19 protein-coding genes are annotated in these 21,543 nt (G+C 73.4%); 6 read left to right on the top strand and 13 right to left on the bottom strand.

Features of this window, described 5'->3' with window-relative positions; translation table 11 throughout:
* Nucleotide 1: 1 nt before the first annotated feature.
* Nucleotides 2-2,812 (bottom strand): penicillin acylase family protein, encoded by a 2,811-nt coding sequence (locus K7854_RS29625; protein ID WP_226029630.1) that lies wholly within the window; start codon nucleotides 2,810-2,812, stop codon nucleotides 2-4.
* A gap of 223 nt (nucleotides 2,813-3,035) precedes the next feature.
* Between K7854_RS29625 and K7854_RS29630 the strand changes: the two genes are divergently transcribed.
* Both K7854_RS29630 and K7854_RS29635 read left to right on the top strand, forming a co-directional pair.
* Nucleotides 3,036-3,638, top strand: coding sequence for a hypothetical protein (locus K7854_RS29630; RefSeq protein WP_226029631.1), 603 nt, complete (start codon nucleotides 3,036-3,038; stop codon nucleotides 3,636-3,638).
* 557 nt (nucleotides 3,639-4,195) lie between these two features.
* Nucleotides 4,196-4,933 carry a 3-keto-5-aminohexanoate cleavage protein gene (locus K7854_RS29635; protein ID WP_226029632.1) on the top strand — a complete coding sequence of 246 codons (738 nt, stop codon included), beginning with the start codon at nucleotides 4,196-4,198 and terminating at the stop codon, nucleotides 4,931-4,933.
* Between the two features lie 29 nt (nucleotides 4,934-4,962).
* Here K7854_RS29635 and soxR read toward each other — a convergent pair whose 3' ends face one another.
* Complete coding sequence (gene soxR, locus K7854_RS29640) at nucleotides 4,963-5,499, bottom strand: redox-sensitive transcriptional activator SoxR (protein WP_226029633.1); 537 nt, start codon at nucleotides 5,497-5,499, stop codon at nucleotides 4,963-4,965.
* Between the two features lie 130 nt (nucleotides 5,500-5,629).
* On the opposite strand from soxR, the gene K7854_RS29645 reads away from it, so the two are divergent.
* Nucleotides 5,630-6,091, top strand: a complete 462-nt coding sequence (locus K7854_RS29645) for a MaoC family dehydratase (protein ID WP_226029634.1) — start codon at nucleotides 5,630-5,632, stop codon at nucleotides 6,089-6,091.
* Nucleotides 6,092-6,103: 12 nt separating this feature from the next.
* Here K7854_RS29645 and K7854_RS29650 read toward each other — a convergent pair whose 3' ends face one another.
* The 3 genes from K7854_RS29650 to K7854_RS29660 all read right to left on the bottom strand — a co-directional run bounded on the left by K7854_RS29650 (nucleotide 6,104) and on the right by K7854_RS29660 (nucleotide 8,348).
* Entirely contained in the window at nucleotides 6,104-6,745 is a 642-nt protein-coding gene (locus tag K7854_RS29650; protein ID WP_127894733.1) for a TetR/AcrR family transcriptional regulator, read from the bottom strand.
* 60 nt (nucleotides 6,746-6,805) lie between these two features.
* On the bottom strand, nucleotides 6,806-7,120 hold the full coding sequence (locus tag K7854_RS29655; RefSeq protein WP_226029635.1) for a YiaA/YiaB family inner membrane protein: 315 nt from the start codon (nucleotides 7,118-7,120) through the stop codon (nucleotides 6,806-6,808).
* A 76-nt stretch (nucleotides 7,121-7,196) separates the two neighbouring features.
* Complete coding sequence (locus tag K7854_RS29660; protein ID WP_226029636.1) at nucleotides 7,197-8,348, bottom strand: acyl-CoA dehydrogenase family protein; 1,152 nt, start codon at nucleotides 8,346-8,348, stop codon at nucleotides 7,197-7,199.
* Nucleotides 8,349-8,450: 102 nt separating this feature from the next.
* Here K7854_RS29660 and K7854_RS29665 point away from each other — a divergent pair, with 102 nt between their 5' ends.
* The 3 genes from K7854_RS29665 to K7854_RS29675 all read left to right on the top strand — a co-directional run bounded on the left by K7854_RS29665 (nucleotide 8,451) and on the right by K7854_RS29675 (nucleotide 10,886).
* Nucleotides 8,451-9,092, top strand: a complete 642-nt coding sequence (locus K7854_RS29665; RefSeq protein ID WP_226029637.1) for a TetR/AcrR family transcriptional regulator — start codon at nucleotides 8,451-8,453, stop codon at nucleotides 9,090-9,092.
* Between the two features lie 56 nt (nucleotides 9,093-9,148).
* On the top strand, nucleotides 9,149-9,862 hold the full coding sequence (locus K7854_RS29670) for an ArsR/SmtB family transcription factor (RefSeq protein ID WP_226029638.1): 714 nt from the start codon (nucleotides 9,149-9,151) through the stop codon (nucleotides 9,860-9,862).
* A gap of 70 nt (nucleotides 9,863-9,932) precedes the next feature.
* Nucleotides 9,933-10,886, top strand: coding sequence for a DMT family transporter (locus tag K7854_RS29675; RefSeq protein ID WP_226029659.1), 954 nt, complete (start codon nucleotides 9,933-9,935; stop codon nucleotides 10,884-10,886).
* Nucleotides 10,887-11,015: 129 nt separating this feature from the next.
* Here K7854_RS29675 and K7854_RS29680 read toward each other — a convergent pair whose 3' ends face one another.
* From K7854_RS29680 to K7854_RS29715, 8 genes are all read right to left on the bottom strand, one after another.
* Entirely contained in the window at nucleotides 11,016-12,113 is a 1,098-nt protein-coding gene (locus tag K7854_RS29680) for a zinc-binding dehydrogenase (protein WP_226029639.1), read from the bottom strand.
* A 34-nt stretch (nucleotides 12,114-12,147) separates the two neighbouring features.
* Nucleotides 12,148-13,536 carry an aldehyde dehydrogenase family protein gene (locus K7854_RS29685; RefSeq protein ID WP_226029640.1) on the bottom strand — a complete coding sequence of 463 codons (1,389 nt, stop codon included), beginning with the start codon at nucleotides 13,534-13,536 and terminating at the stop codon, nucleotides 12,148-12,150.
* A 121-nt stretch (nucleotides 13,537-13,657) separates the two neighbouring features.
* A complete protein-coding gene (locus K7854_RS29690; protein ID WP_226029641.1) occupies nucleotides 13,658-14,995 on the bottom strand; it encodes an ABC transporter ATP-binding protein in 1,338 nt (445 codons plus the stop codon).
* Between the two features lie 319 nt (nucleotides 14,996-15,314).
* Nucleotides 15,315-15,530, bottom strand: coding sequence for a hypothetical protein (locus K7854_RS29695; RefSeq protein WP_372481088.1), 216 nt, complete (start codon nucleotides 15,528-15,530; stop codon nucleotides 15,315-15,317).
* Entirely contained in the window at nucleotides 15,509-16,774 is a 1,266-nt protein-coding gene (locus K7854_RS29700; protein ID WP_226029642.1) for an MFS transporter, read from the bottom strand. The genes K7854_RS29695 and K7854_RS29700 overlap by 22 nt, the downstream gene beginning before the upstream one ends.
* A gap of 21 nt (nucleotides 16,775-16,795) precedes the next feature.
* A complete protein-coding gene (locus K7854_RS29705) occupies nucleotides 16,796-18,247 on the bottom strand; it encodes a CitMHS family transporter (protein ID WP_226029643.1) in 1,452 nt (483 codons plus the stop codon).
* Nucleotides 18,248-18,370: 123 nt separating this feature from the next.
* Complete coding sequence (locus K7854_RS29710) at nucleotides 18,371-20,614, bottom strand: molybdopterin oxidoreductase family protein (protein WP_226029644.1); 2,244 nt, start codon at nucleotides 20,612-20,614, stop codon at nucleotides 18,371-18,373.
* A gap of 163 nt (nucleotides 20,615-20,777) precedes the next feature.
* Nucleotides 20,778-21,407, bottom strand: coding sequence for a TetR/AcrR family transcriptional regulator (locus K7854_RS29715; protein WP_226029645.1), 630 nt, complete (start codon nucleotides 21,405-21,407; stop codon nucleotides 20,778-20,780).
* Nucleotides 21,408-21,543 lie beyond the last annotated feature (136 nt).

Here is a 21,543-nt window from a genome sequence, read left to right on the forward strand (position 1 = left end):
GTCACCGGTGGGACGTGAACTCCACGACCTGCTGGTAGGTGGGCCGGTTCTGCCAGCTGATGCCGCCGTGCTTGATGCCGCCGAGGGTGCGGTGGATCACCGAGTCGGCGCACCACTGGTCCCCCGCCGAGCAGTTGTCGTCGCCGGGATAGACCTGGGCGGCCGTGCGGCCCGCCGCCTCCTTCAGGGTGGTCACCAGGGTGTCCCGGCAGGCGGCGAGGTCGCCGTCGCCGCAGTAGGTGTGCGCCAGCGGGCCCTTGACGGACTCGCCGAGCACGGACCGGATGTCCTTGTCGACATAGCTCCACCAGCCGTACTGGAAGGCGCTGCCGGCGTGGGCGCCGGTCGGGCCGTGGGCGGCGGACGGGGACTCGTCGACGGGCAGGTTGCGGGTGAAGGCGGTGTAGAGGCCGGCGCCGAGGCCGGGTTCGAACTCGGCCTTCACCAGCAGCGGCCACCAGGCGTCCAGGGTGCGGATCGCGTCGGCGTGGGCGTACTTCTTGGACCCGGCCGAGGTCTCCGTGCGCAGGCCGCCGCCCTCCGACAGCCACGCCTTCAGGCCGTCCACGGCCGCCTTGGCCGCCGGGTCGGTCACGGGCGCGGACTCGACCACCTTCAGCAGGCCGGGCAGGACGTCCTCGGCGCGCAGGTCGGCGAGGCCCGCCTCGGCCATGGCCTTCACCAGCGCGGTGCGGGTGACGCCGCCCTCGGCGACCAGCTTCTTCACCCGGTCGTCGAGGAGGTTGCCGCGGTGCACGGAGCCGTTGCCCCAGGAGGCGGCCGGGTAGTCCGCGGCCTGCTTGTTGTTCCAGGAGATGTAGTAGTCCTGGTCGACCGACTGCGGGTGGGCCGACGGGCCGGTGTACCGGGCGGTGTTGTCGGCCGGGTCCCAGTCCCGCCACTCGTACGCCTGCCGCGCCCAGACCGGGAACTCGGCGTCGACGCCGTCCGCGCGCACGGGGTTGTCGCCGCTGTTGTAGTACGCGGTGTGCTCGGAGTCGGCGTAGAACCAGTTGAAGGTGTAGTTGATGTGCTGGACGGCGCCCTGGAAGCGCTCCGGGCCGTTGAGGTAGTCCGGGTCGTTCAGCATCTGGAAGCCGATGATCGAGTCGGCCTCGTGCATGTATGAGGAGCGCAGGGTGGTGTAGGCGACCTTCTTGCCGCCGACCGTGGCACGGGACTCGACCGGTCCGTACTTGGTGCGCCAGACGCGCATCGTGTAGGAGCCGGCCGCGGTGGAGTCGGCGACGGTCGGCTTCCAGGCGTTGTGCCGCTCGACCTTCTCCATCGGCGTGCAGGTGCCGCGGTAGAGGTAGTGGTAGTCGTCCTGGCACAGCTCGACCGCGTAGGTGTCGATGATGTCCTGGCCCGAGGTGGTCGCGCTCCAGGCGTAGTCCTGGCCGCGGCCGAGTTCGACGTACATGCTCAGGCCCGCGAAGGAGGCGCCGCGGGCGCTGATGCCGGGGCCCTGGATCTCCTGGAGCATGAGGAGCTGCGGGGCGAAGTAGCCGGTCTGGGGTCCGAAGACGGCGACGGGGTGGCCGCTCGCGGTGTGCTCGCCGCTGACGACGAGGGCGTTGGACATGCCGCGCCGCGCCGAGGTCACGGCGGTGTCCGCGGCCTTGGCGGAGGCGCCGGTCGCGCCCGCCGCGCCGGCGCTGCCGGTACGGTCGTACACCAGGGGCTCCGCCTGGACCGACCCGGCGTCGGGCAGGGCGCGGCCCTGCGGGTCGTCCGGGGTGGGCAGGTAGGGGAAGCTGCCGTCCTGCTGGGTGAGGACGGCCTCGGGGTCGTTGCGCTGGCGGAAGGACTCCCAGACCTTCGTGCCCTCGGCGACGCCGTACTTCTCCTGGGCGGCCAGGAGGGAGAGCGCGTTGTTCACCTCGCCGCCGCCCCCGGCGCCGAAGAGGGAGCCGATCACGGAGGCCAGCGCGATCAGGTCGGTGCGCTTGAAGTGCTCGATGGTGCCGGCGTTGGTGATGGCGTCCTTGTGGCCGGTCAGGACGTACTCACCGGGGAAGTAGCGGCCCTTGTCGGAGGCGTCGATGTAGGCGTTGACCCCGGCGACGTAGGCGTCCACGTCGGCCAGGGCCAGCTCGCCGCGCTCACCGGCCTTGGCGGCGGCGCTCTCGATCTGCGCCTCCAGGTCGGCCTCGGTGTAGGGGGCGCTGCGCCAGAACTGCTGCTCCAGGCCCTGGTTGGCGGGGGCGCCGCCCGCGAAGGGGGTCAACTGGCCGCGTCCGACGTGCCGGAAGAGGTCCATCAGCCACAGCCGGTCCTGGGCGGCCGCGTAGCCCGCGCCGAACTCGGTGCCGTAGCGGGTGGTGCCGGTGATGTGCGGCACACCGGTCTTCTTGTCGCGGACGATGGTGACGTCGTCGCGTCCGGCGGGGCGGACGGTGGAGGCGGCCTGGCCGTCCGGGACGCCGAAGGAGGCGTCGTTGAAGAAGTCGTTGATCTTGTCGTTGGTGAGGCCGGTGTAGCCGGTGGCGAGCTTCGCGTAGGGGCCGAGCTGGTCCTCGGCGTGCGCGGGCTGGGTGCCGAAGGCCTGGTTGAGGAGGATCTGGGCGAGGGTGGCGTTGCCGTTCTGGCCGGGCGGCAGGATGTCGGAACACTGCCCGCCGCAGTGGTCGTTGGCGGCGGCTTGTGCGGCCGTGACCTCGGTGGTCGTGTCCCCGGCGGCCATCGCCGGGGAAAGGGGTGACAAAACTCCGGCAATGAGCGCGCATACGGATGCGGCCTTCAGGAACCCGTGGAAGCCGCGGGGAGTTCTCATTCTGTCGAGGGCGTTGCGTGGGGTGCGCCGTGGCATGGCAGCTCCTCCCGACGTGGGGTGTGGCGGGACGTTACCGCCGGTATCCCCGAGTTGGAAGGTGAACATGCGTCACTTTCTGGGAGCGGGTGGATCGGCTTATGGGGGGCATCGGAAATCGGATGGAGCCGAATCGGTTGTCGATACGTCTATTCGGCGACGTCCGCAGGACGACGCCGAAGTGACCCAAGTACAGGTGCAGGTGTGACGGAGGTGCAGGGCGATGGCCGGTTTCCGAAGTCTGGCGAGACAGGTCCGCGATCCACGGTGCGACCTGGCGTTGCGGCGCTATTCGCTGCGCAAGTGCCTTGAGCGTTTTGCCCCTTATGGACACAGGGCGACCTGGGACCATCTCTGCTCCCGGGCCGGATTCGGTCCCGAGGACCGCTCCCCCGACCCGGCGCGGCTCGTGGCCGCACTGGAGGAGCTGGAGGAGGCGCGTTCGGTGTGGCTGGCGTACGAGGTCGAGTTCGCCGAGCGGCGCAGGAAGGAGAAGCACGACGGGCTGCGCAGGCCGGGCAGCGTGGACGACTGGCACCGGCTGACCTGGGGCGGGTTCGGGGTGGCCTGGTGCGACGACCCCCGGGTCCACCCCGACGGACCGCTGGCGGAGGTGCTGCGCCGGCTGATCTCGGCGCTGGAGCGTGAGCCGGGCTCCGTGTGCCCGGTGTGCGACGGGGACCGCCTCGTCTGGAAGTACGACCTGGACCACGAGCCCTCGACGGGACCGGTCTGCACGGACTGCGGCATCCTCGTGCCGCGCCCCGTCCTCACTCCCGACGCCCTCGCGGACGCCCGGCGGGGCCGGTTGCTGATGTCGGCGTAGCGCGCCGCGGGGGTGTGCCGGGGATGCCGCACCCCCGGTGGCCGGCACGGCACCGGGTGCGACGAGCACCGTCGATGACGCACGGCGCCGGGTGCGACGGGTGCCGCCGGTGACGCACGGCACCGGACTCGACGGGCGCTGTCGATGGCGCACGGCACCAGACCCGACGGGCGCTGTCGGTGACGCACGGCACCGGACGCGAGGGACACCGTCGATGGCGCACGACGCCAGACGCGACGGGTGCCGCCGGTGACGCACGGCACGGGACCCGACGGGCGCTGTCGATGGCGCACGGCACCGGACGCGAGGGACACCGCCGGTGACGCACGGCACCAGACGCGACGGGTGCCGCCGGTGGCGCACGGCACCGGACCCGACGGGCGCTGTCGATGGCGCACGGCGCCAGACCCGACGAGCGCCGCCGGTGACGTGGCGCACGGCGCCAGACCCGACGAGCGCCGCCGGTGACGCACGGCACCGGACCCGACGAGCACCGCCGGTGACGCACGGCGCCAGACGCGACAGGTGCCGTCGGTGGCGCACGGCACCATGGGGGAATGGTGCAGTTGTGTGTGAACGGGGCGCGGGAGAGCGTCGACGGCGCGGTGGTGCCGCTGTCGCCGGAGGCGGTCGGCGACTCGGTGGCCGAGGCGGTCGCCGCCGGGGCGACGGACGTCCACGTCCACCCGAAGACACCGTGCGGGCGGGACACGCTGTCCGCGCGCGTGCTCGCGGCGACGCTGGCGGCGATCAGGGCGCGCGTCCCGGCGTCGGTGCCGGTCGGGGTCACGACGGGCGCCTGGGCCGAACCGGACCCGGCGGCCCGGCCGGCGCGGATCCGGAGCTGGACGGCGCTGCCCGACCACGCCTCGGTCAACTGGCACGAGCCGGGCGCCGAGGAGACGGCGGCCGCGCTGATCGAACGCGGGGTGGGCGTGGAGGCGGGCATCTGGTCCGGCACGGACGGTGCGGCCCTGTTCCTGCGCTCACCGCTCGGGCCGAAGGTGCTCCGGGTGCTGGCGGAGGTCACGGACACCGATCCGGCGACGGCGCGGGACTCGGCGCGCGCCCTGCTGACCGGCCTCGGCGCGGCCCACGGCCGTCCGGTGCTGCTGCACGGCGAGGACGGTGGCGCCTGGCCGGTGCTGCGCCTGGCCGGCCGGCTGGGCCTGGCGACCCGGATCGGACTGGAGGACACCCTGTTCCTGCCGGACGGCAGCCGGGCCGCCTCCAACGCCGACCTGGTCAGGGCGGGTCTGCGGGAGTGGGCCTCGGCGCGCCGGGGCGAGCACTGACGCGCGACCGGGTCCCGGTCACCGGACCGTCAGTCGTCGCAACACCCCGCGTCCCGCCCCCGGGTGGGACTCGGCCGCCCGCCGCCCGCCGCGGCCGGGGCGGCCGAGCCGCGACGCTCCACGAGCAGGCGCGAGCCGGCACGGCGTTCGCCGAAGGCGTCGTCGGGGTTGGACAGGACGCAGGTCTCCAGGGACAGGCAGCCGCAGCCGATGCAGTCGGTGAGGTGGTCGCGCAGCCGGTTGAGCTGCTTGATTCGCTCGTCCAGTTCGGAGCGCCAGGAACGGGAGAGCCGGGCCCAGTCCTCCTCGGTGGGCGTGCGTCCCTCCGGCAGTTCGGCGAGCGCCTCGCGGATCGTGGCCAGCGGGATGCCGACCCGCTGCGCGGCGCGGACGAAGGCGACCCGGCGCAGTGCGTCACGGCTGAAGCGGCGCTGGTTGCCCGAGGTCCGGCGGCTGCTGATCAGGCCCTTGGACTCGTAGAAGTGCAGGGCGGAGACGGCGGCGCCGCTGCGTGCGGCGAGCTGGCCGACCGTGAGCTCTTGGATCTTCTCGGGAATCTGAGGCACTCCTCAGACCCTACCGACCCCGTCACCCGTGCGGCCGGGCCGGCTCCGTTGACAGCGGCCCCGCGGGCGAGCATGCTAAGCAGTCGCTTAGAGTCGAGCGCACAGATCGAGCGAGCAGAGGGGCCGGAACATGGCAGAGCCGAGGATCTTCGCGTCCGCCGACGAGGTGAAGGCGGCGGTGGGCGAGCAGTTGGGCCACACCGACTGGCTGGAGGTCGACCAGAAGCGGATCGACCTGTTCGCGGAGGCGACCGGGGACCACCAGTGGATCCATGTCGACCCGGAGAAGGCCGCCGCCGGCCCGTTCGGCACCACCATCGCGCACGGGTACCTGACCCTGTCGCTGCTCCCCCTCTTCGGACCGCAGCTGATCAGGGTCGAGGGCGTGAGGATGGGCGTCAACTACGGCACCAACAAGGTCCGTTTCCCCTCCCCCGTCCCGGTCGGCTCGCGCCTGCGCGCCACGGCGACGATCACGGGGGTCGAGGACGTCCAGGGCGGCATCCAGGTGAGCGTCGCCTTCACCGTGGAGCGCGAGGGCGGCGACAAGCCGGTGTGCGTCGCCGAGTCCGTCTCGCGCTACTACCTCTGACCGGCCGTCCGGCTACTGGGCGCCGGAGCGGTCCCGGGCTCCCACCATCCGCAGCACGAGGTCGGCGTAGAGCGCGCCGACCTCGTCGGGTGTGCGGGGGCCCTTGACGTTGAACCAGCGGGCCACGTCGATGCAGAGCGACAGCACGGCGAGCGTGGTGCCCTTGACGTCCGGCACGTCGAACTCGCCGGTCGCCACGCCGTCGTCGATGATGCCGCGCACCGCGGCGTCGCACTGGCGGCGGAGCGTGAGGATCTCCTCCCGGGCCTCGGGACCGAGCGCGTCCAGTTCGTACTGCACGACGCGCGCGGTCGTGCGCCGGCCGGCGTGCCAGCGGACGAAGGAGCTGACGGCGTCGGCGAGCCGCTCGGTCGCACCGCCCTCGCCCTGCGCCGCGGAGCGCAGGATGGCCACCGCCCGGGTGTGGCCGATGCGGCTGATGCGGTGGAGCAGTTCTTCCTTGGTCTTGTAGTGGATGTAGAGCGCGGCCGGACTCATGCCGGCCCGCCCGGCGATGTCGCGGGTCGTGGTCGCGTGGTACCCGCGCTCGGCGAACGCCTCCACGGCCGCGACCAGGAGCCGCCGGGCCGCGTCGGGCGTGACCTCTTCCCACGGCTCGATGTCGCCGCCCGTCGTCTCGGCCGCCGTACTCATCGCTTGTTCGCCCCTCTCGGTGACAGGAGCACCACCATACCGCCGAAGCTGAGCGACCGCTTAGGGGCGCTGCCCGGCCGGGGTGCCGCCCGGCTTCTGGAAGGGGTCGTGCTCGACGAGGATCTTGTCGAGCCGCGCCTGGTCCACCCGGCTGACTATCTGGCCGATCTCCTGACGGTCCCGGATGATCTTGGCCAGTGTGAAGGCGGAGGTGACCAGGTACAGGACGGCTATCGCGAGGAAGGCCCGCACCCAGGCGTCGGCTTCGAGCTGGTAGATGCCGATGGCGGTGGCGGCCATGGCCACCGCGAACGAGGCGACGGCCTGCCCGTAGAAGGCCGCCGTGTTCTGCTGCTTGACCGGTGTGTCACTCATGGGCACAAGGATCGGCGGATGTGGCCGGGACCACATCCGCCGGCGTACTCAGTCCGGGTACTCAGGCACCCGGCGCTCAGAAGGCCGAGACCCCGGTCAGCGCCCGCCCGATGACCAGCTTCTGGATCTGGCTGGTGCCCTCGTAGAGGGTCATCACACGGGCGTCGCGCAGCAGCTTGCCGGCCGGGTACTCGTCGATGTAGCCGTAGCCGCCGAAGACCTGGAGGGCGTTGTTGGCGGCGCGGACGGCGGCCTCGGAGGCGAACAGCTTGGCCTTGGAGGACTCGACGGCGAAGGGCTGCCCGCGGTCGATCAGGTCGGCGACCCGCCAGGTCAGCAGCCGGGCCGCGTCCACGTCCAGGGCGATGTCGCTGATCAGCTCCTGCACCAGCTGGTGGTGGGCGATGGTCTTCCCGAACTGCTCGCGCTCGCCCGCGTACTTCACGGCCGCGTCCAGTGCGGCCTGCGCTATGCCGACGCAGCCGGCCGCGACCGACATCCGCCCCTTGGCGAGCGCCGACATGGCCACCGAGAAGCCCTTGCCTTCGGGTGCGAGCATCGCGGAGGCGGGGACCCGGACGTCCTCCAGGACCAGCTCGGCGGTGGCCTGGCCGCGCAGCCCGAGCTTGCCGTGGACGGTGCGGCGGGTGAGGCCGGGCGTGTCGGTGGGCACCAGGAAGGCGGAGACGCCCTTGTGACCGGGGGCGTCCGTGGAGCGGGCGAAGAGCAGCACCACGTCGGCCCAGGTGCCGTTGGTGATGAACATCTTGGTGCCGTTGAGGACGTAGTCGTCGCCGTCGCGCACCGCGCGGGTGGAGAGGTTGCCGGCGTCCGAGCCGGTGCCGGGCTCGGTGAGGCCGAAGCAGCCGACGTACTCGCCCGAGGTGAGCCCCGGCAGCCAGCGCCGCTTCTGCTCCTCGCTCCCCCAGGCGGCGATCGTCTTGGCGACCAGGCCGAGCGAGACGGAGACGATTCCGCGCACGGAGCTGTCGCCGCGCCCCAGCTCCTCCGTGACCAGGCAGTACGCGAGGTGGTCGCCCCCGGACCCGCCGTACTCCTCGTCGATCGTGAGCCCGAGGAAGCCGACCTCGCCGAGCTTCTTCACGATCCCCCGGTCCACCTCCTCGGCGCGGTCCCAGGCGATCACGTGCGGGGCGATCTCACGCGCCACGAAGTCCCGGGCGAGCCGCCGTACGGCGCTCTGCTCCTCGCTGAGCTCCAGATTCATGCCGAGTCACCCCACAGAAGACGGACCTTGAACGGCGGGCCGCCGGGCCCGCGTCATAAATTAGCACTGCTAGTTTAAAGCCGCAGCCCTACTATGTGCGCCATGGCCCGACCGCGCAAGCCCCTGCTCAGCACCGACCGGATCGTCGAGACGGCGCGCGCGCTGGTGGACGCGGAGGGCCTGGCGGCCGTCTCCACCCGCCGGCTGGCCGCGGAACTGGGGGTCAGCGGCCCCTCGCTCTACAACCACTTCCGCACCAAGGACGAGATCCTGGAGGCCGTCGCCGACTCGGTGAGCGCGCAGGTCGACCTGTCGATGTTCGAGGACGGCCGGGAGTGGCGCACCGCGCTGCACGACTGGGCCGTCTCCTACCGGACGGCGCTGCGCGACCACCCCAACATCGTCCCGGTGCTGGCCCACGGCCCCGGCCGCCGCCCGGCCGCGCTGCACCTGGCGGACGCGGTCTACGGCGCGATGGTCCGGGCGGGCTGGCCCCCGGCCCAGGCCACCTCCATCGGCGCGCTGATGCGGTACTTCATCATGGGCTCGGCGCTCGGTTCCTTCGCCGGCGGCTTCGTGACCGACGCCGGTGCCTACGACCCCGCCGACTATCCGCACCTCCAGCAGGCCCACCTCCTGGCCGAGCAGCAGGAGAAGATCGACGAACGCGCCTTCGAGACCGGCCTGACGGCGCTGCTGGACGGGCTGGCACAGCAGTACGCGCAGGTCGCGCAGGGCGGCTGAGGGCTCCGGGGACACTTCGGCGCCCGCCGAACCGTGCGTGACGCATCCTGGGACGCATGACCGACAAGGAAGCCGAGGCACCCGGCCTGGCACGACTGGCCGCGCTGCTCGCCGACGAGACGCGCGCCGCCTGTCTGCTGGCCTTGCTCGACGGGCGGGCGTGGACCGCCGGTGAGCTGGCCCGGCACGCCGGGGTCGCGGCGTCGACGCTCAGCGAGCACCTGGGCAAGCTCGTCACGGGCGGGCTGCTCGCCGAGGAGCGGCAGGGGCGGCACCGGTACGTGCGGCTGGCCGACGACCGGGTGGCGCAGCTCGTGGAGGACCTGGCCGCGCAGGTCGCGCCCGAGGCGGCGGCCCGGCGTCCGCGCACGCTGCGGGCGTCCAGCGCCGGGTCGGCGATGGCCCGCGGCCGCACCTGCTACGACCATCTCGCCGGGCGGCTCGGCATCGCGGTGACCGACGCGCTGACCGGGCTCGGGCTGCTGCGCCAGGACACCGGCTTCGCGCTCACGGACGCGGGGCTCGGCTGGTTCGACGCCGCCGGGATCCCGCTGCGGCCGACCGGTCGGCGGCCGCTGGCCCGGGCCTGCCTCGACTGGACCGAACGCCGCCCCCATCTCGCCGGCGTGGCGGGCGCGGCCCTGTGCCGGCACGCCCTGGACACGGGCTGGTGCGTGCGCATCGGCTCGGAGCGGGCCGTGAAGGTGACGCCGGCGGGCGAGGCCGCGCTGTCCGAGCTGCTCCGGATCGATCCGCTGGCGCTGCGCTGAGCCGTGCCCGTCTCCCCGTCCGAAATCCGCCGGTGCCACCGGCCGTCCCCTTCCTAGCCTCGGGAGCATGATGCGTACCGTCCCGTCCCGCCGTCCGGAACTGCTCGCGGCCGGCGCCGCCACCGTCACCGTCGTGCTGTGGGCGTCGGCGTTCGTCTCGATCCGCAGCGCGGGCGAGGCGTACTCACCGGGCGCGCTGGCGCTCGGGCGGCTGCTGTCGGGGGCCCTGGCGCTCGGCGTGCTCTGCCTGCTGCGCCGGGAGGGCCTGCCGCCGCGCTCCGCCTGGCGCGGGATCGCGGTATCGGGGCTGCTGTGGTTCGGCTTCTACATGGTCGTCCTGAACTGGGGCGAACAGCAGGTGGACGCCGGTACGGCCGCGCTCGTGGTCAACGTCGGCCCGATCCTCATCGCGCTGCTCGGCGCCCGGCTGCTGGGCGACGCGCTGCCGCCGCGGCTGCTGGCGGGGATGGGGGTGTCGTTCGCCGGTGCGGTGACGGTGGGTCTGTCGATGTCCGGCGAGGGCGGTTCCTCGCTGTTCGGGGTGGTGCTGTGCCTGCTGGCCGCAGTGGCGTACGCGGGCGGGGTGGTCGCGCAGAAGCCGGCGCTGGCGCACGCGAGTGCCCTTCAGGTGACGACGTTCGGCTGTCTGGTCGGGGCGGTGCTGTGCCTGCCGTTCGCGGGGCAGCTCGTGCACGAGGCGGGCGGCGCGCCGGTCTCCGCCACGCTCAACATGGTGTACCTCGGCGTGTTCCCGACCGCGCTGGCCTTCACGACCTGGGCGTACGCCCTGGCCCGTACGACCGCCGGCCGCATGGGCGCCACCACGTACGCCGTACCCGCGCTGGTCGTCCTGATGTCGTGGCTGGCGCTGGGCGAGGTGCCGGGGCTCCTCACCCTGGCGGGCGGGGCGCTGTGCCTGGCGGGCGTGGCGGTGTCCCGGTCCCGCAGGCGCCGCGCGGCCGCGCCCGCGGAACGGACCGTCTCCGCTGGGGAGCCGCGCCCCGGGGACGCGGAGCGGGTCTAGCACCGCCGGGCCCACCCCCGGCAACGTCGCGGCGCGAGCACACCGGCCGGGGCTCCCCCGGATGCCGGGCGAGCCGACGGGGCCTGGACGCTGCCCACGCCACCCCCCACGCCCTCCGGGAAGCGCGGGCTAGAAGACGACCAGGGCCCGGCCGCCCTTGCCCGCCAGCATGTTCTCGAAGGCGTCCGGGATGCCGTCCAGGGCGATGCGTTCCGTGACCAGGGCGCCGAGGTCGAGGCGGCCGGCGCGGACGTGTCCGGCGAGGGCCGGGAGGTCGCGGGCGGGGTCGGCGTTGCCGTAGACGCAGCCGGACAGGGTGCGGCCCCAGTGGAAGATCTCCAGGGCGTTGAAGGTGACCTGCTGGTCCTTGCCGCCGATGCCGACGACCGTGGTGCGGCCACCGCGCCGGGTGGATTCCCACGCGGTGCGGATGGTGGACGCCCGGCCCACGCACTCCACGGCGACGTCGACGCCCTGCTTGCCGGTGAGGGCGCGGATCTCGCGGGCGGTGGTGTCGGAGGCGAGGACGTAGTCGGTGGCGCCCGCGGCGCGGGCCAACTCCTCCTTCCCGGGGGACACGTCGACCGCGACGATCTTCGACGCGCCCGCGATCCGGGCCGCCTGGAGGGCGGCCAGGCCCACTCCCCCGACGCCGAAGACCGCGACCGTCTCGCCGTCGCGGACCCGCGCCGAGTGGTGGACGGCGCCGTAGCCGGTGAGGACGGCGCAGCCCAGCAGCGCGGCCTCGGTGAGGGGGATGCCCGCGGGGGCGGGCAGGACGCAGCCGGCGGCCACCACCGTCTCCTCGGCGAACGCGGCGACGTTCAGGCCGGGGTGCAGGTCCGTGCCGTCGTCGGCGCGGCGCGCGTGCACGTCGGCGGCGCCGGCCAGGGCGTTGGCGCACAGCCACACCTCGCCGAGCGAGCAGGCGTGGCAGGCGCCGCAGGACGGGGCCCAGTTGAGGACCACGTCGTCGCCGGGGGCCACGTGGGTGACGCCCTCGCCGACGGCGACGACGGTGCCGGAGCCCTCGTGGCCGAGGACGGCGGGCAGCGGCACCCGCATGGTGCCGTTGGACAGGGACAGGTCGGAGTGGCAGACCCCGGCGGCGGCGAGCTTCACCCGGACCCGGCCGGGGCCGGGTTCGGGCAGCTCGATGCCGGTGACCTCCAGCGGGGCGCCGACGGCGGGTACGACGGCGGCGCGGACTGCGGTACGGACGGCCATGACGTGGACGGCTCCCCTACGGGCTAGAAGCGGATCAGAACTGGAGGGACTTGGTCTGCAGGTACTCGGCGAGGCCGTGCGCGCCCAGCTCGCGGCCCACCCCGGACTGCTTGTAGCCGCCGAAGGGCGCCAGCGGGTTGAACCGGCCGCCGTTGATGTCGACCTGCCCGGTGTCCATCCGGCGGGCGAAGGCGACCGCCTCGGCCTCGTCCCCGGCCCAGACGGCACCGGCGAGGCCGTAGACCGTGCCGTTGGCGATGCGCAGGGCGTCGTCCTCGTCCTCGTAGCGGAGGACGGACAGGACCGGCCCGAAGATCTCCTCCTGGGCGATGGTCATCTCCTCGGTCACGTCGGCGAAGACCGTCGGGCTGACGAAGTAGCCCTGCTCGCGCGGGGCGTCGGGGCCGCCCGCGACCAGCCGCGCCCCCTCGGCGACGCCCTTCTCGATGTAACCGCGCACCCGCTCCCGCTGCTTGGCGTTGACGACGGGACCGATCCGGTCGCCGTACTTCGCGGCGGCCTCGGCGGCGAGCGACACCGCCTCGTCGTACTGGTCGCGGTGGACCAGCATGCGGGTCCAGGCACTGCATGTCTGGCCGGAGTTGGACATGACGTTGGCGACGCCGACGTTGACCGCCTTGGCGAGGTCGGCGCTCGGCAGGATCACGTTGGCGGACTTGCCGCCGAGTTCGAGGGCGACCTTCTTGACGGCGGCGCCCGCGGTGGCGCCGATGCGGCGGCCGACCGCGGTGGAGCCGGTGAAGGAGACCAGGTCGACGCCGGGGTGTTCGGCGAGGGCCTGCCCGGCGACCGGGCCGAGGCCCGTGACCAGGTTGAAGACGCCCGCCGGGACGCCCGCCTCGTGCACCGCCTCGGCGAAGAGCTGCGCGGTGAGCGGGGTGTCCTCGGCGGGCTTGAGCACGATGGTGCAGCCGGCCGCGAGCGCCGGGGCGGCCTTGGCGACGATCTGGTGGAGCGGGTAGTTCCAGGGGGTGATGGCACCGACCACGCCGACCGGCTCGTGGTGGACCACGGAGTTGCCGACCTTCTCCTCGAAGGCGTACGTCGCCGCCAGCTCGGCGTAGGAACCGGCGACCGCGATCGGCGCGCCGGCGTGCACGGCCTGCGAGAACTTCAGCGGGGAGCCCAGCTCGGCGGTGACCGTCTCGGCGATCTCGTCCTTGCGGGCCACCAGCACGTCCCGCAGGGCGGCCAGGCGCGCGGCCCGCTCGGCGGGCGGGGTGGCGGCCCAGCCCGGCAGGGCGGCGCGGGCGGCCCGTACGGCGGTGTCGACGTCCAGGGCGTTGCCCGCGGGGACCTGGCCGATCACCTGCTCGTCGGCCGGGTTCACGACGTCGATCGTGTCCTTGCCGTCGGCGGGGCGCCAGGCTCCGTCGATGTACATGCCGTCGTGTGCCTTCATCGCGTTCCTTCCGGGCGGGCCTCGTCGTCCACCCCAAACTAGCGCCGTTAGTTTTACGGCACCAGGGGCTCCCCCGATGGTGGCGCGGCTCACCCTCCCGGAGTGCGGAACCGGCGCGGGATCACTCCTCCAGGTCGGGCAGCCGCGCCGGTGCGGGGCAGATGCGGTCGCCGTGCTGGTCGAAGACGAACAGGTGGGCGAGGTCGACGAGGAGGGGCACCTGCATGCCGTGGCGCAGGTCGATGTCGGGCGTGGTCCGGACGATGAGGTCGCCGGGGAGGCGGCCCTCGGGCGGGGCGACCGCGGGTTCCGGCTCCTCCGGTTCGTCCATGACGACCACCGGTCCGGCGCGCAGGGCCCCCGCCCGCTCCCGCAGCCGGTCCAGGACCGTGCCGTCCCGGCGGCGGCGCCCGACCGGGCGGGCGGCGGGGCGCGGCGCCTCCAGGTCGGGTACGACGGCGGGCCGGGAGCCGGTGTTGAAGTGCACGAGGACCTCGTGGCCCTGGAACTCCACGTGCTCCACCAGCCCGGTGAGCAGCACCTCGCCGGGACGGGCGGAGGAGGGTTGCGCGATCCGGACCGCCTCCGAGCGCAGGCCCACGATCACTTCGCGGCCCTGCTGGACGCGGAGCAACTGGTGGTCCAGGGAGAGCGGTTCGGGCAGGCGCAGGAACTGCTTGCCCAGGCTGATGGTCATCGCCCCGCCGAGCGGGGCGCGCACGAGGCCGCGCAGCAGGTTGATGCGCGGGGTGCCGATGAAGGCGGCGACGAAGACGTTGCGGGGCAGGGCGTAGACGGCGCGCGGGGTGTCCACCTGCTGGAGGACCCCGCCGCGCAGCACGGCGACGCGGTCGCCCAGCGACATGGCCTCGGACTGGTCGTGGGTGACGTAGATCGTGGTGACGCCCAGTTCCCGGGTCAGTCTGGTGATCTCGGCGCGCAGGTGGTTGCGGAGCTTGGCGTCGAGGTTGGAGAGCGGCTCGTCCATCAGGAAGACGGTGGGGCGGCGGGCGATGGCCCGGCCCATCGCCACCCGCTGGCGTTCGCCGCCGGAGAGCTGGGCGGGGAGGCGGTCCAGGAGGTCCTCGATGCCCAGCATGCGGGCGGTGGCGTCCACCCGGGGGCCGGGGTCGGTCTGCGGGTCCTCGACGCGCAGCGGGAAGCCGATGTTCCCGCGGGTGGTCATGTTGGGGTACAGGGCGAAGTTCTGGAAGACCATCGCCATGCGCCGTTCGGCGGGGATCAGGTCGTTGGCGTACGCGCCGTCCAGCCTCAGCTCCCCCTCGGTGATCTCCTCCAGTCCGGCGATCATGCGCAGCACGGTCGACTTGCCGCAGCCGGAGGGTCCGAGCAGGACGAGGAACTCGCCCGGCGCGATGTCCAGCGACAGCCGGTCCACCACGCGGACGCCTCGCGCGTAGGTCTTGCTCACGTCGTGCAGGGAGATGGCGCGTGTCATGGAGGTGCCCCCGGGGACTCACTGGGCTCTGGTGCTCCGCGGTCGGACGCCCTCGTGCGGGTCGTACGGGGCGTGTGAGTCACGGAAGTTAACGGACCGTGCCCGGCCGGGGGAAGACGCCGGACCACAACTCGGCGTGAACGTCCAACTGGTGAGAAAGCGGACGCCCGGATTCAGAGCGCGGGGCGTCTCAGGGGGTGATCGAGTCGGGGCAGCCTTCGGGGCAGTCGCAGGGACAACCGCCACGTCAGCCGCCGGGTCAGTCGTCGCGTCAGCCGCCCGGGCAGTCGTCGGGTCAGCCGTCGCGTCAGCCGTCGGGTCAGTCGTCCGCGTCGCCGCCCCGGCGGCGGTTGTCACCCGAGCGGCCCGAGGCGCGCACCAGTTCGCCCGCCGCGAGGGTCGCCCTCGCCACCGCGCGCGTCCAGGGCGGGCCGCCGCGGCCCGCCCACACCACGCAGGCGCAGCCGCCGACGACAAGGAGGAGGACCACGGACAACAGGAGCAGGATCATGCTCAGCCCTTCGCTTCCCGGCACGGCCGGCTCCCGCCGGCCCGGTCCGGGACATCCTGCCCCACGGCCGGACGCCGCCGGTCGGCCGGGCCCGTGGCCGGGGCCGTGGACGGGGCCCGCAGGGCGACGCCGGAGGAGAGCAGGAGCAGCGCGCCGAGCATCACGAACGGCGCGGCCACGCCCGCCACGCCCGCGATCAGGCCCGCGGCGGCGGGTGCGGCGACCTGGCCGAGGCGGTTGCCGGTCAGGCGCAGGGCGAGAGCGGTGGAGCGGGCCTCGTCGGGGGCCGCCTGCACGACCGTGGTCATGGACAGCGGCTGGCCGACGCCCAGGCAGAAGCCGAGGACGACCAGCATCAGCGCGAGCGCCCACACCGGCACCGGCAGCGCCACCCCGGCGCACAGCAGGGCGGCCAGCAGACAGGTCGTCGTGAGCAGCGCCGTGCGGCCGAGCAGCCGCAGCAGCGGCGTCAGCACGAGCCGGCAGGCGATCGTGGCGGCGGCCCGCAGGCTGAGCAGTACGCCGATCACGGCCGGGGAGATCCCACGGTGCTCGCCGACCACCGGCAGGTAGGCGGTGAGGATGTCGGTCGCGGAGAGCACCGAGAGGCTGATCAGGATGCCCGCGGGCACGCCCCGGGAGCGCAGGATGCTCCCCACGGGGACGCGCGCGCCCCGCTGCGTACCGGACTCGGCGGCCCCGGGGTGCTCTATGCGCCACAGGGAGGCGAAGGCGACCGCCGCGCCCGCGCCCGCCACCACCAGGGCCAGCGCGCTGCTGCCCGCCATGTCCGGGCCCCCGATCAGCGCACCCGCGGCGATGGGACCGATCAGCTGGCCGAGCGAGGCGCCGATGGTGAAGTGACCGAAGTTGCGGTCCTGTTCGTGCGGCGCGGACTGGCGGGCGACCAGGGACTGGGCGCCGATGACGAAGCACAGGTGCCCGAGGCCCATGACGCCGCTCCACAGCGCCATCGTCCACAGGGACCCGGCGACGCCGCTCAGCGCGCAGCCCCCGGCGATGAGCACGACCCCGGCGGGCAGCAGCGGCGCGCAGCGGCCGTGGTCGGTGCGGCGGCCCAGCGGTACGGCGGCGAACAGCGGCAGCAGCGCGTACACACCGGCGATGACACCGACGGCCCGTTCGTCCGCGCCCAGCGCGAGGGCCCGGTAGGAGACGGCGGGCCGGGCCATCGACACCGCGGCCTGCGCGAAGCCGAAGGCGATGACGAGGCGGAGCAGCCAGCCGCGGTTCCCACCGGGCGCCATGATCGTGTCCTCCTGGGTCGATCAGATGATGCCGAACAGGATGCCCGCCCCGAGGACGATCAGGCAGGTCAGGGCGGCCCACTTCACCACGAACCGCGTGTGGTCGCCGAACTCGACCTTGGCCATGCCGACCAGGACGTACACGGCCGGCACCAGCGGGCTCGACATGTGCAGCGGCTGGCCGACGATGGAGGCGCGGGCGATCTCCAGCGTGGACACGCCGTGCGCCTGGCCGGCCTCGGCGAGGACGGGCAGCACGCCGAAGTAGAAGCCGTCGTTGGACATGAAGTAGGTGAGCGGCAGGCTCAGCAGGCCGGTGACCAGGCCCATGTGCGGGCCCATGCCGTCCGGGATGGTGTCCACGAGCCAGTTGGCCATGTGGTCGACCATGCCGGTGCCGGTGAGGACGCCGGTGAAGACGGCGGCGGCGAAGACCATCCCGGAGACGTTGAGGACGTTGTCGGCGTGGGCCGCGATCCGGGCCTTCTGGTCGGGGATGTGCGGGAAGTTGACGGTGAGCGCGAGCGCGGCGCCGAGCAGGAAGAGCACCGGGATCGGCAGCCACTCCATGATCATGGCGGTGAGCAGCGTGACCGTGAGCAGCGCGTTGAACCAATACAGCTTGGGCCGCAGGGTGGGCCGGTTCGGGTCCAGGCCCTGGAAGTCGTCGTCGGACTCGCCGTCCCGGGCGGCGGTGAGGTCACCGGACCCGCCGGTGCCCGCGGCGCCGCCGGACGCCTTGCCCGCACCGGCACCGGAGGCCGGCCCCGTACCCGACGCCGAACCGGCACCCGCACCCGCACCGACCAGCACCGTCTCGCTCTCCGGTTCCCGCGCCAGCGCCTCGTCCAGCGTCAGCGTGCCCACCCGCCGGCGCTCGCGCAGACCGAGCACGTACGCCAGGACGAGGACGGCCAGCAGACCGACGGCCAGCGCGGGGATCATCGGGACGAAGATGTCGGTGGCGTCGACCTTCAGCGCGGTCGCGGCCCGGGCGGTGGGGCCGCCCCAGGGCAGCGTGTTCATCACGCCGTTGGCCATCGCGGCGACACCGGTCATCACGACCAGGCTCATCTTCAGGCGCTTGTACAGCGGGTACATCGCCGAGACGGTGATCATGAAGGTGGTGGAGCCGTCGCCGTCCAGCGAGACGATCGCCGCGAGCAGGGCGGTACCGACGACGATCCGCATCGGGTCGGCCTTGCAGAACTTCAGGATGGCCCGGACGATCGGGTCGAAGAGCCCGACGTCGATCATCACCCCGAAGTAGACGATCGCGAACATGAGCATCGCCGCGGTGGGGGCGAGGCTGGACACGCCGTCGATGACGTAGTCGCCGAGGTGGGCGCCCTTGCCGACGAACACGCAGAACAGCGCGGGGATCAGCACGAGCGCCGCGATCGGCGACATCTTCTTCATCATGATCAGGACCAGGAAGGTCGCGATCATGGCGAAGCCGAGGATGGTCAGCATGAGTGAGTACCTAACGTTCGCCCTTGAACATCCCACCGGGGCAGGCGGTGCGAGCGACGTTAGGTGGCGCCCAGGAGCGTTAACAAGACGTTGACATGCGAGCAATAAGCGCAAAACTCCAGGTCACAGCTTTGCGCCGGTCAGCGGTGTGAGCGTTACGGGCACGCCGTTGAGGACCGCGTTGCCCGAGAGCGGGTCGAGCATGCTGCCGTCGAGGAGCTGGTTGACGTTGACGCCGGGGTCGGTGGCGGCGTGGGTGAGGCGGGTGCCGGGCCGGTCGTGGCCCCAGCCGTGCGGGAGGCTGACCACGCCGGGCCGGACGGTGTCGGTGATCTCGGCGGGGGCGGTGACCTCGCCGCCGGCCCCCTTGACCCGCACGGGCTGCCCGGCGGCCACCCCCAGCCGTGCGGCGTCCTCGGGGTGCAGGTGGAGGGTGCAGCGGTTGGAGCCGCCGGTCAGGGCGGGGACGTTGTGCATCCAGCTGTTGTTGGAGCGCAGGTGGCGGCGGCCGACCAGGACGAGCCCGGCGGGCCGTTCGGCGCGGGCCCGCGCGAGGCGCGGCAGGTCGGCGGCGATCGGCCCGGGCAGCAGCTCCACCTTGCCGCTGCGGGTCTTCAGCGGCTGCGGCAGGCGCGGGCGCAGCGGGCCGAGGTCGATGCCGTGCGGGTGGGCGAGGAGCCGGTCGAGGGTCAGCCCGTCCGGCCGGGCGCCGAAGCCGTCGCCGTAGGGGCCGAGGCGCAGCATGAGGTCGAGGCGCCGCTCGGGGCCCGTCTCGCCGGTCAGTCGTGCGGCGAGTGCGCCGGGGTCGCGGCCGTGCACGGGTGAGTGCGGCTCCCGTACGGACTTGGCGAGGGTCTGCTCGATCACCAGCGTGTCGACCGCGGCGGGGTCGGTGCCGTGTCCGCCGGTGACGGCCAGGGTGAGCCGGGCGACGATCTCCGTCTCGGCCATCCTGCCGGGCTCCAGCGGGACGGCGGGGCGGGTGTAGCGGACCTGGTTGCGCACGGCGAGGGTGTTGAAGGCGAAGTCGTGGTGCGGGCTCTGGGCCGGCGGGGGCGGCGGCAGGACGACGTGGGCGTGGCGCGAGGTCTCGTTGAGGTAGGGGTCGACGCTCACCATGAAGTCCAGGGAGGCCAGCGCCTTGTCGAGCCGGGCGCCGTCGGGCGCGGACAGCACCGGGTTGGCGGCGATGGTGAGCAGGGCGCGGACCGGCTCGCCCGTGCCGGTCGCGGTGTCGATCTCCTCGGCCAGGGCGGACAGGGGCAGTTCGCCCTTCGCCTCGGGGTGTCCGCTCACCCGGGAGCGCCAGCGGCCGAGCGCGAACCCGCGGCCGGGTCCGGCGGGGCGCGGGGTCCGGTCGGTGGCGGCCTGCGGGAAGAGCGCGCCGCCGGGCCGGTCGAGGTTGCCGGTGAGGATGTTGAGGACGTCCACGAGCCAGCTGGCGAGGGTGCCGTGCGGGACGGTGCAGCTGCCGATGCGGCCGTAGACGGCGGCGGTGGGTGCGGCGGCGAGTTCGCGGGCGAGGGCGCGTGTCACGCCGGGGTCCACGTCGCACGCGGCGGCGACGGACTCGGGGGTGAAGTCGCGTACGGCGTCCCGCACTTCGTCGACCCCCTGGACGTGCGGGGCGAGTGCGCCGAGGTCGGCCAGGTCCTCCTCGTAGAGCACGTGGGCCATTGCGGCCAGCAGCAGCGCGTCGGTGCCGGGGCGGATCGCCACGTGCCGGTCGGCGAGCTTCGCGGTGCGGGTGCGGCGCGGGTCGACGACGGTGAGGGTGCCGCCGCGGGCCCTGAGCGCCTTGAGCCGGCCGGGGAAGTCGGGCGCGGTGCACAGACTGCCGTTGGACTCCAGCGGGTTGGCGCCGATGAGGAGCAGGTGGTCGGTGCGGTCGAGGTCGGGCACCGGGATGGCGTTCGCGTCGCCGAAGAGCAGCCCGCTGGAGACGTGCTTGGGCATCTGGTCGAGGGTGGATGCGGTGAAGACGCTGCGGCTGCCGAGGGCGCCGAGCAGGACGTTCGGGTAGAGGGCCCCGGCGACGGTGTGGACGTTGGGGTTGCCGAGGACCACGCCGACGCAGTGCGGTCCGTACCGCTCGACCAGGGGCCGTACCCCGGCGGCGACCGCGTCGAAGGCCTCCGCCCAGGTGGCCTCGCGCAGGACGCCGTCCCTGCGCACCAGGGGCGTGCGCAGCCGGTCGGGGTCGGCGTCGACGGCCCCGAAGGAGGCGCCCTTGGGGCAGATGAAGCCGCGGCTGAACACGTCGTCGCGGTCGCCGCGGGCCGCGGTGACCGTGCTGCCGTCGACGGTGAGGGCCAGGCCGCAGGTGGCCTCGCACAGGGGGCAGATACGCAGGGCGGTGCGGGACACGGGTCCTCCCGGAAGGCGGCGGTCCGCTCGGGGCGGCGGGGCGCTCTCTGCCCGGCGAGCATACCGACCGGTAGGCATGTTGGGGAGGCCTTGAACCGACCGCCGCGTGAACGGCTGTGGAGCGGTGGACGCCGGTCCGTCGGTCCAGGGCCCCGCCGGACCGTCAGTCCAGCACCCGCCCCAGATACGCCCGCAGCAGCTCCCGGGCCTCCTCGATGATCTTCTCGTCCCCGTCCGGTGCGACCCGGAAGGCGAGTTGCACGAGGGTGTCGGCGGTCTCCACGGCGACGAGGAAGACGCGGCGCAGGTCGTCGTCGGGGCGGCGGCCCAGATAGCCGGAGAGCAGTTCGGTGAGCCGCTCGGCGACGCGGTGGTTGGGGACGGCGTGGCGGTCGCCGACCGGGATCTGGTTGCCGAAGTCGATCAGGGAGAAGCCGGGCGCGGTCCGCTTCATCGCCAGGTACTCGTCGAGCACGGCGTCCAGCGCACCGCGCCAGCCGCCGCCGTCCGGCCCCGAGTCCGTCTCCGTCAGCCGCTCGGTCACGCGCTCGGCGTAGCGCTCCAGGTTGCGCTGGGCCAGGGCGTCGGCCATCTGCCGCTTGTTGCCGAAGAAGCGGTACACGGACCCGATGGGGACGTCCGCGCGCTGCGCCACGGCCCGGGTGCTCAGGGCGTCGTAGCCCACCTCGTCGAGGAGGTCGGCGCAGGCGTCGAGGATCCGGGTCAGCCGTTCGGCGCTGCGTCGCTGCACGGGGGCGCGGCGGAGCGGGGTCGCGTGGGACACGGTCCTCATGATGCCCTGCGGGGCCGGCCGGGTGAACCGTGACCTCCGGTACGGCCGCTCGCCCCGCCAGGACCAGGCCCTCGGCGGCGCCCGGCGGGCCCCGGCCCCGTCCCTCGGCGGCAGCCGGAGAGCACGGCGGCCGCAC

The sequence above is a fragment of the Streptomyces hyderabadensis genome (assembly GCF_020404845.1).
Taxonomy (GTDB): domain Bacteria; phylum Actinomycetota; class Actinomycetes; order Streptomycetales; family Streptomycetaceae; genus Streptomyces; species Streptomyces hyderabadensis.

Bases quoted from the DNA above. Each gene is read 5' to 3' on its own strand.
- K7854_RS29655 (WP_226029635.1), bottom strand. From the start codon at position 7,120: ATGAGTGACACACCGGTCAAGCAGCAGAACACGGCGGCCTTCTACGGG.
- K7854_RS29715 (WP_226029645.1), bottom strand. From the start codon at position 21,407: ATGAGGACCGTGTCCCACGCGACCCCGCTCCGCCGCGCCCCCGTGCAG.
- K7854_RS29705 (WP_226029643.1), bottom strand. From the start codon at position 18,247: ATGCTGACCATCCTCGGCTTCGCCATGATCGCGACCTTCCTGGTCCTG.
- K7854_RS29625 (WP_226029630.1), bottom strand. From the start codon at position 2,812: ATGCCACGGCGCACCCCACGCAACGCCCTCGACAGAATGAGAACTCCC.
- K7854_RS29645 (WP_226029634.1), top strand. From the start codon at position 5,630: ATGGCAGAGCCGAGGATCTTCGCGTCCGCCGACGAGGTGAAGGCGGCG.
- K7854_RS29650 (WP_127894733.1), bottom strand. From the start codon at position 6,745: ATGAGTACGGCGGCCGAGACGACGGGCGGCGACATCGAGCCGTGGGAA.
- K7854_RS29690 (WP_226029641.1), bottom strand. From the start codon at position 14,995: ATGACACGCGCCATCTCCCTGCACGACGTGAGCAAGACCTACGCGCGA.
- K7854_RS29680 (WP_226029639.1), bottom strand. From the start codon at position 12,113: ATGGCCGTCCGTACCGCAGTCCGCGCCGCCGTCGTACCCGCCGTCGGC.
- K7854_RS29635 (WP_226029632.1), top strand. From the start codon at position 4,196: ATGGTGCAGTTGTGTGTGAACGGGGCGCGGGAGAGCGTCGACGGCGCG.
- K7854_RS29670 (WP_226029638.1), top strand. From the start codon at position 9,149: ATGACCGACAAGGAAGCCGAGGCACCCGGCCTGGCACGACTGGCCGCG.
- K7854_RS29685 (WP_226029640.1), bottom strand. From the start codon at position 13,536: ATGAAGGCACACGACGGCATGTACATCGACGGAGCCTGGCGCCCCGCC.
- K7854_RS29675 (WP_226029659.1), top strand. From the start codon at position 9,933: ATGCGTACCGTCCCGTCCCGCCGTCCGGAACTGCTCGCGGCCGGCGCC.
- K7854_RS29665 (WP_226029637.1), top strand. From the start codon at position 8,451: ATGGCCCGACCGCGCAAGCCCCTGCTCAGCACCGACCGGATCGTCGAG.
- K7854_RS29630 (WP_226029631.1), top strand. From the start codon at position 3,036: ATGGCCGGTTTCCGAAGTCTGGCGAGACAGGTCCGCGATCCACGGTGC.
- K7854_RS29660 (WP_226029636.1), bottom strand. From the start codon at position 8,348: ATGAATCTGGAGCTCAGCGAGGAGCAGAGCGCCGTACGGCGGCTCGCC.
- K7854_RS29700 (WP_226029642.1), bottom strand. From the start codon at position 16,774: ATGGCGCCCGGTGGGAACCGCGGCTGGCTGCTCCGCCTCGTCATCGCC.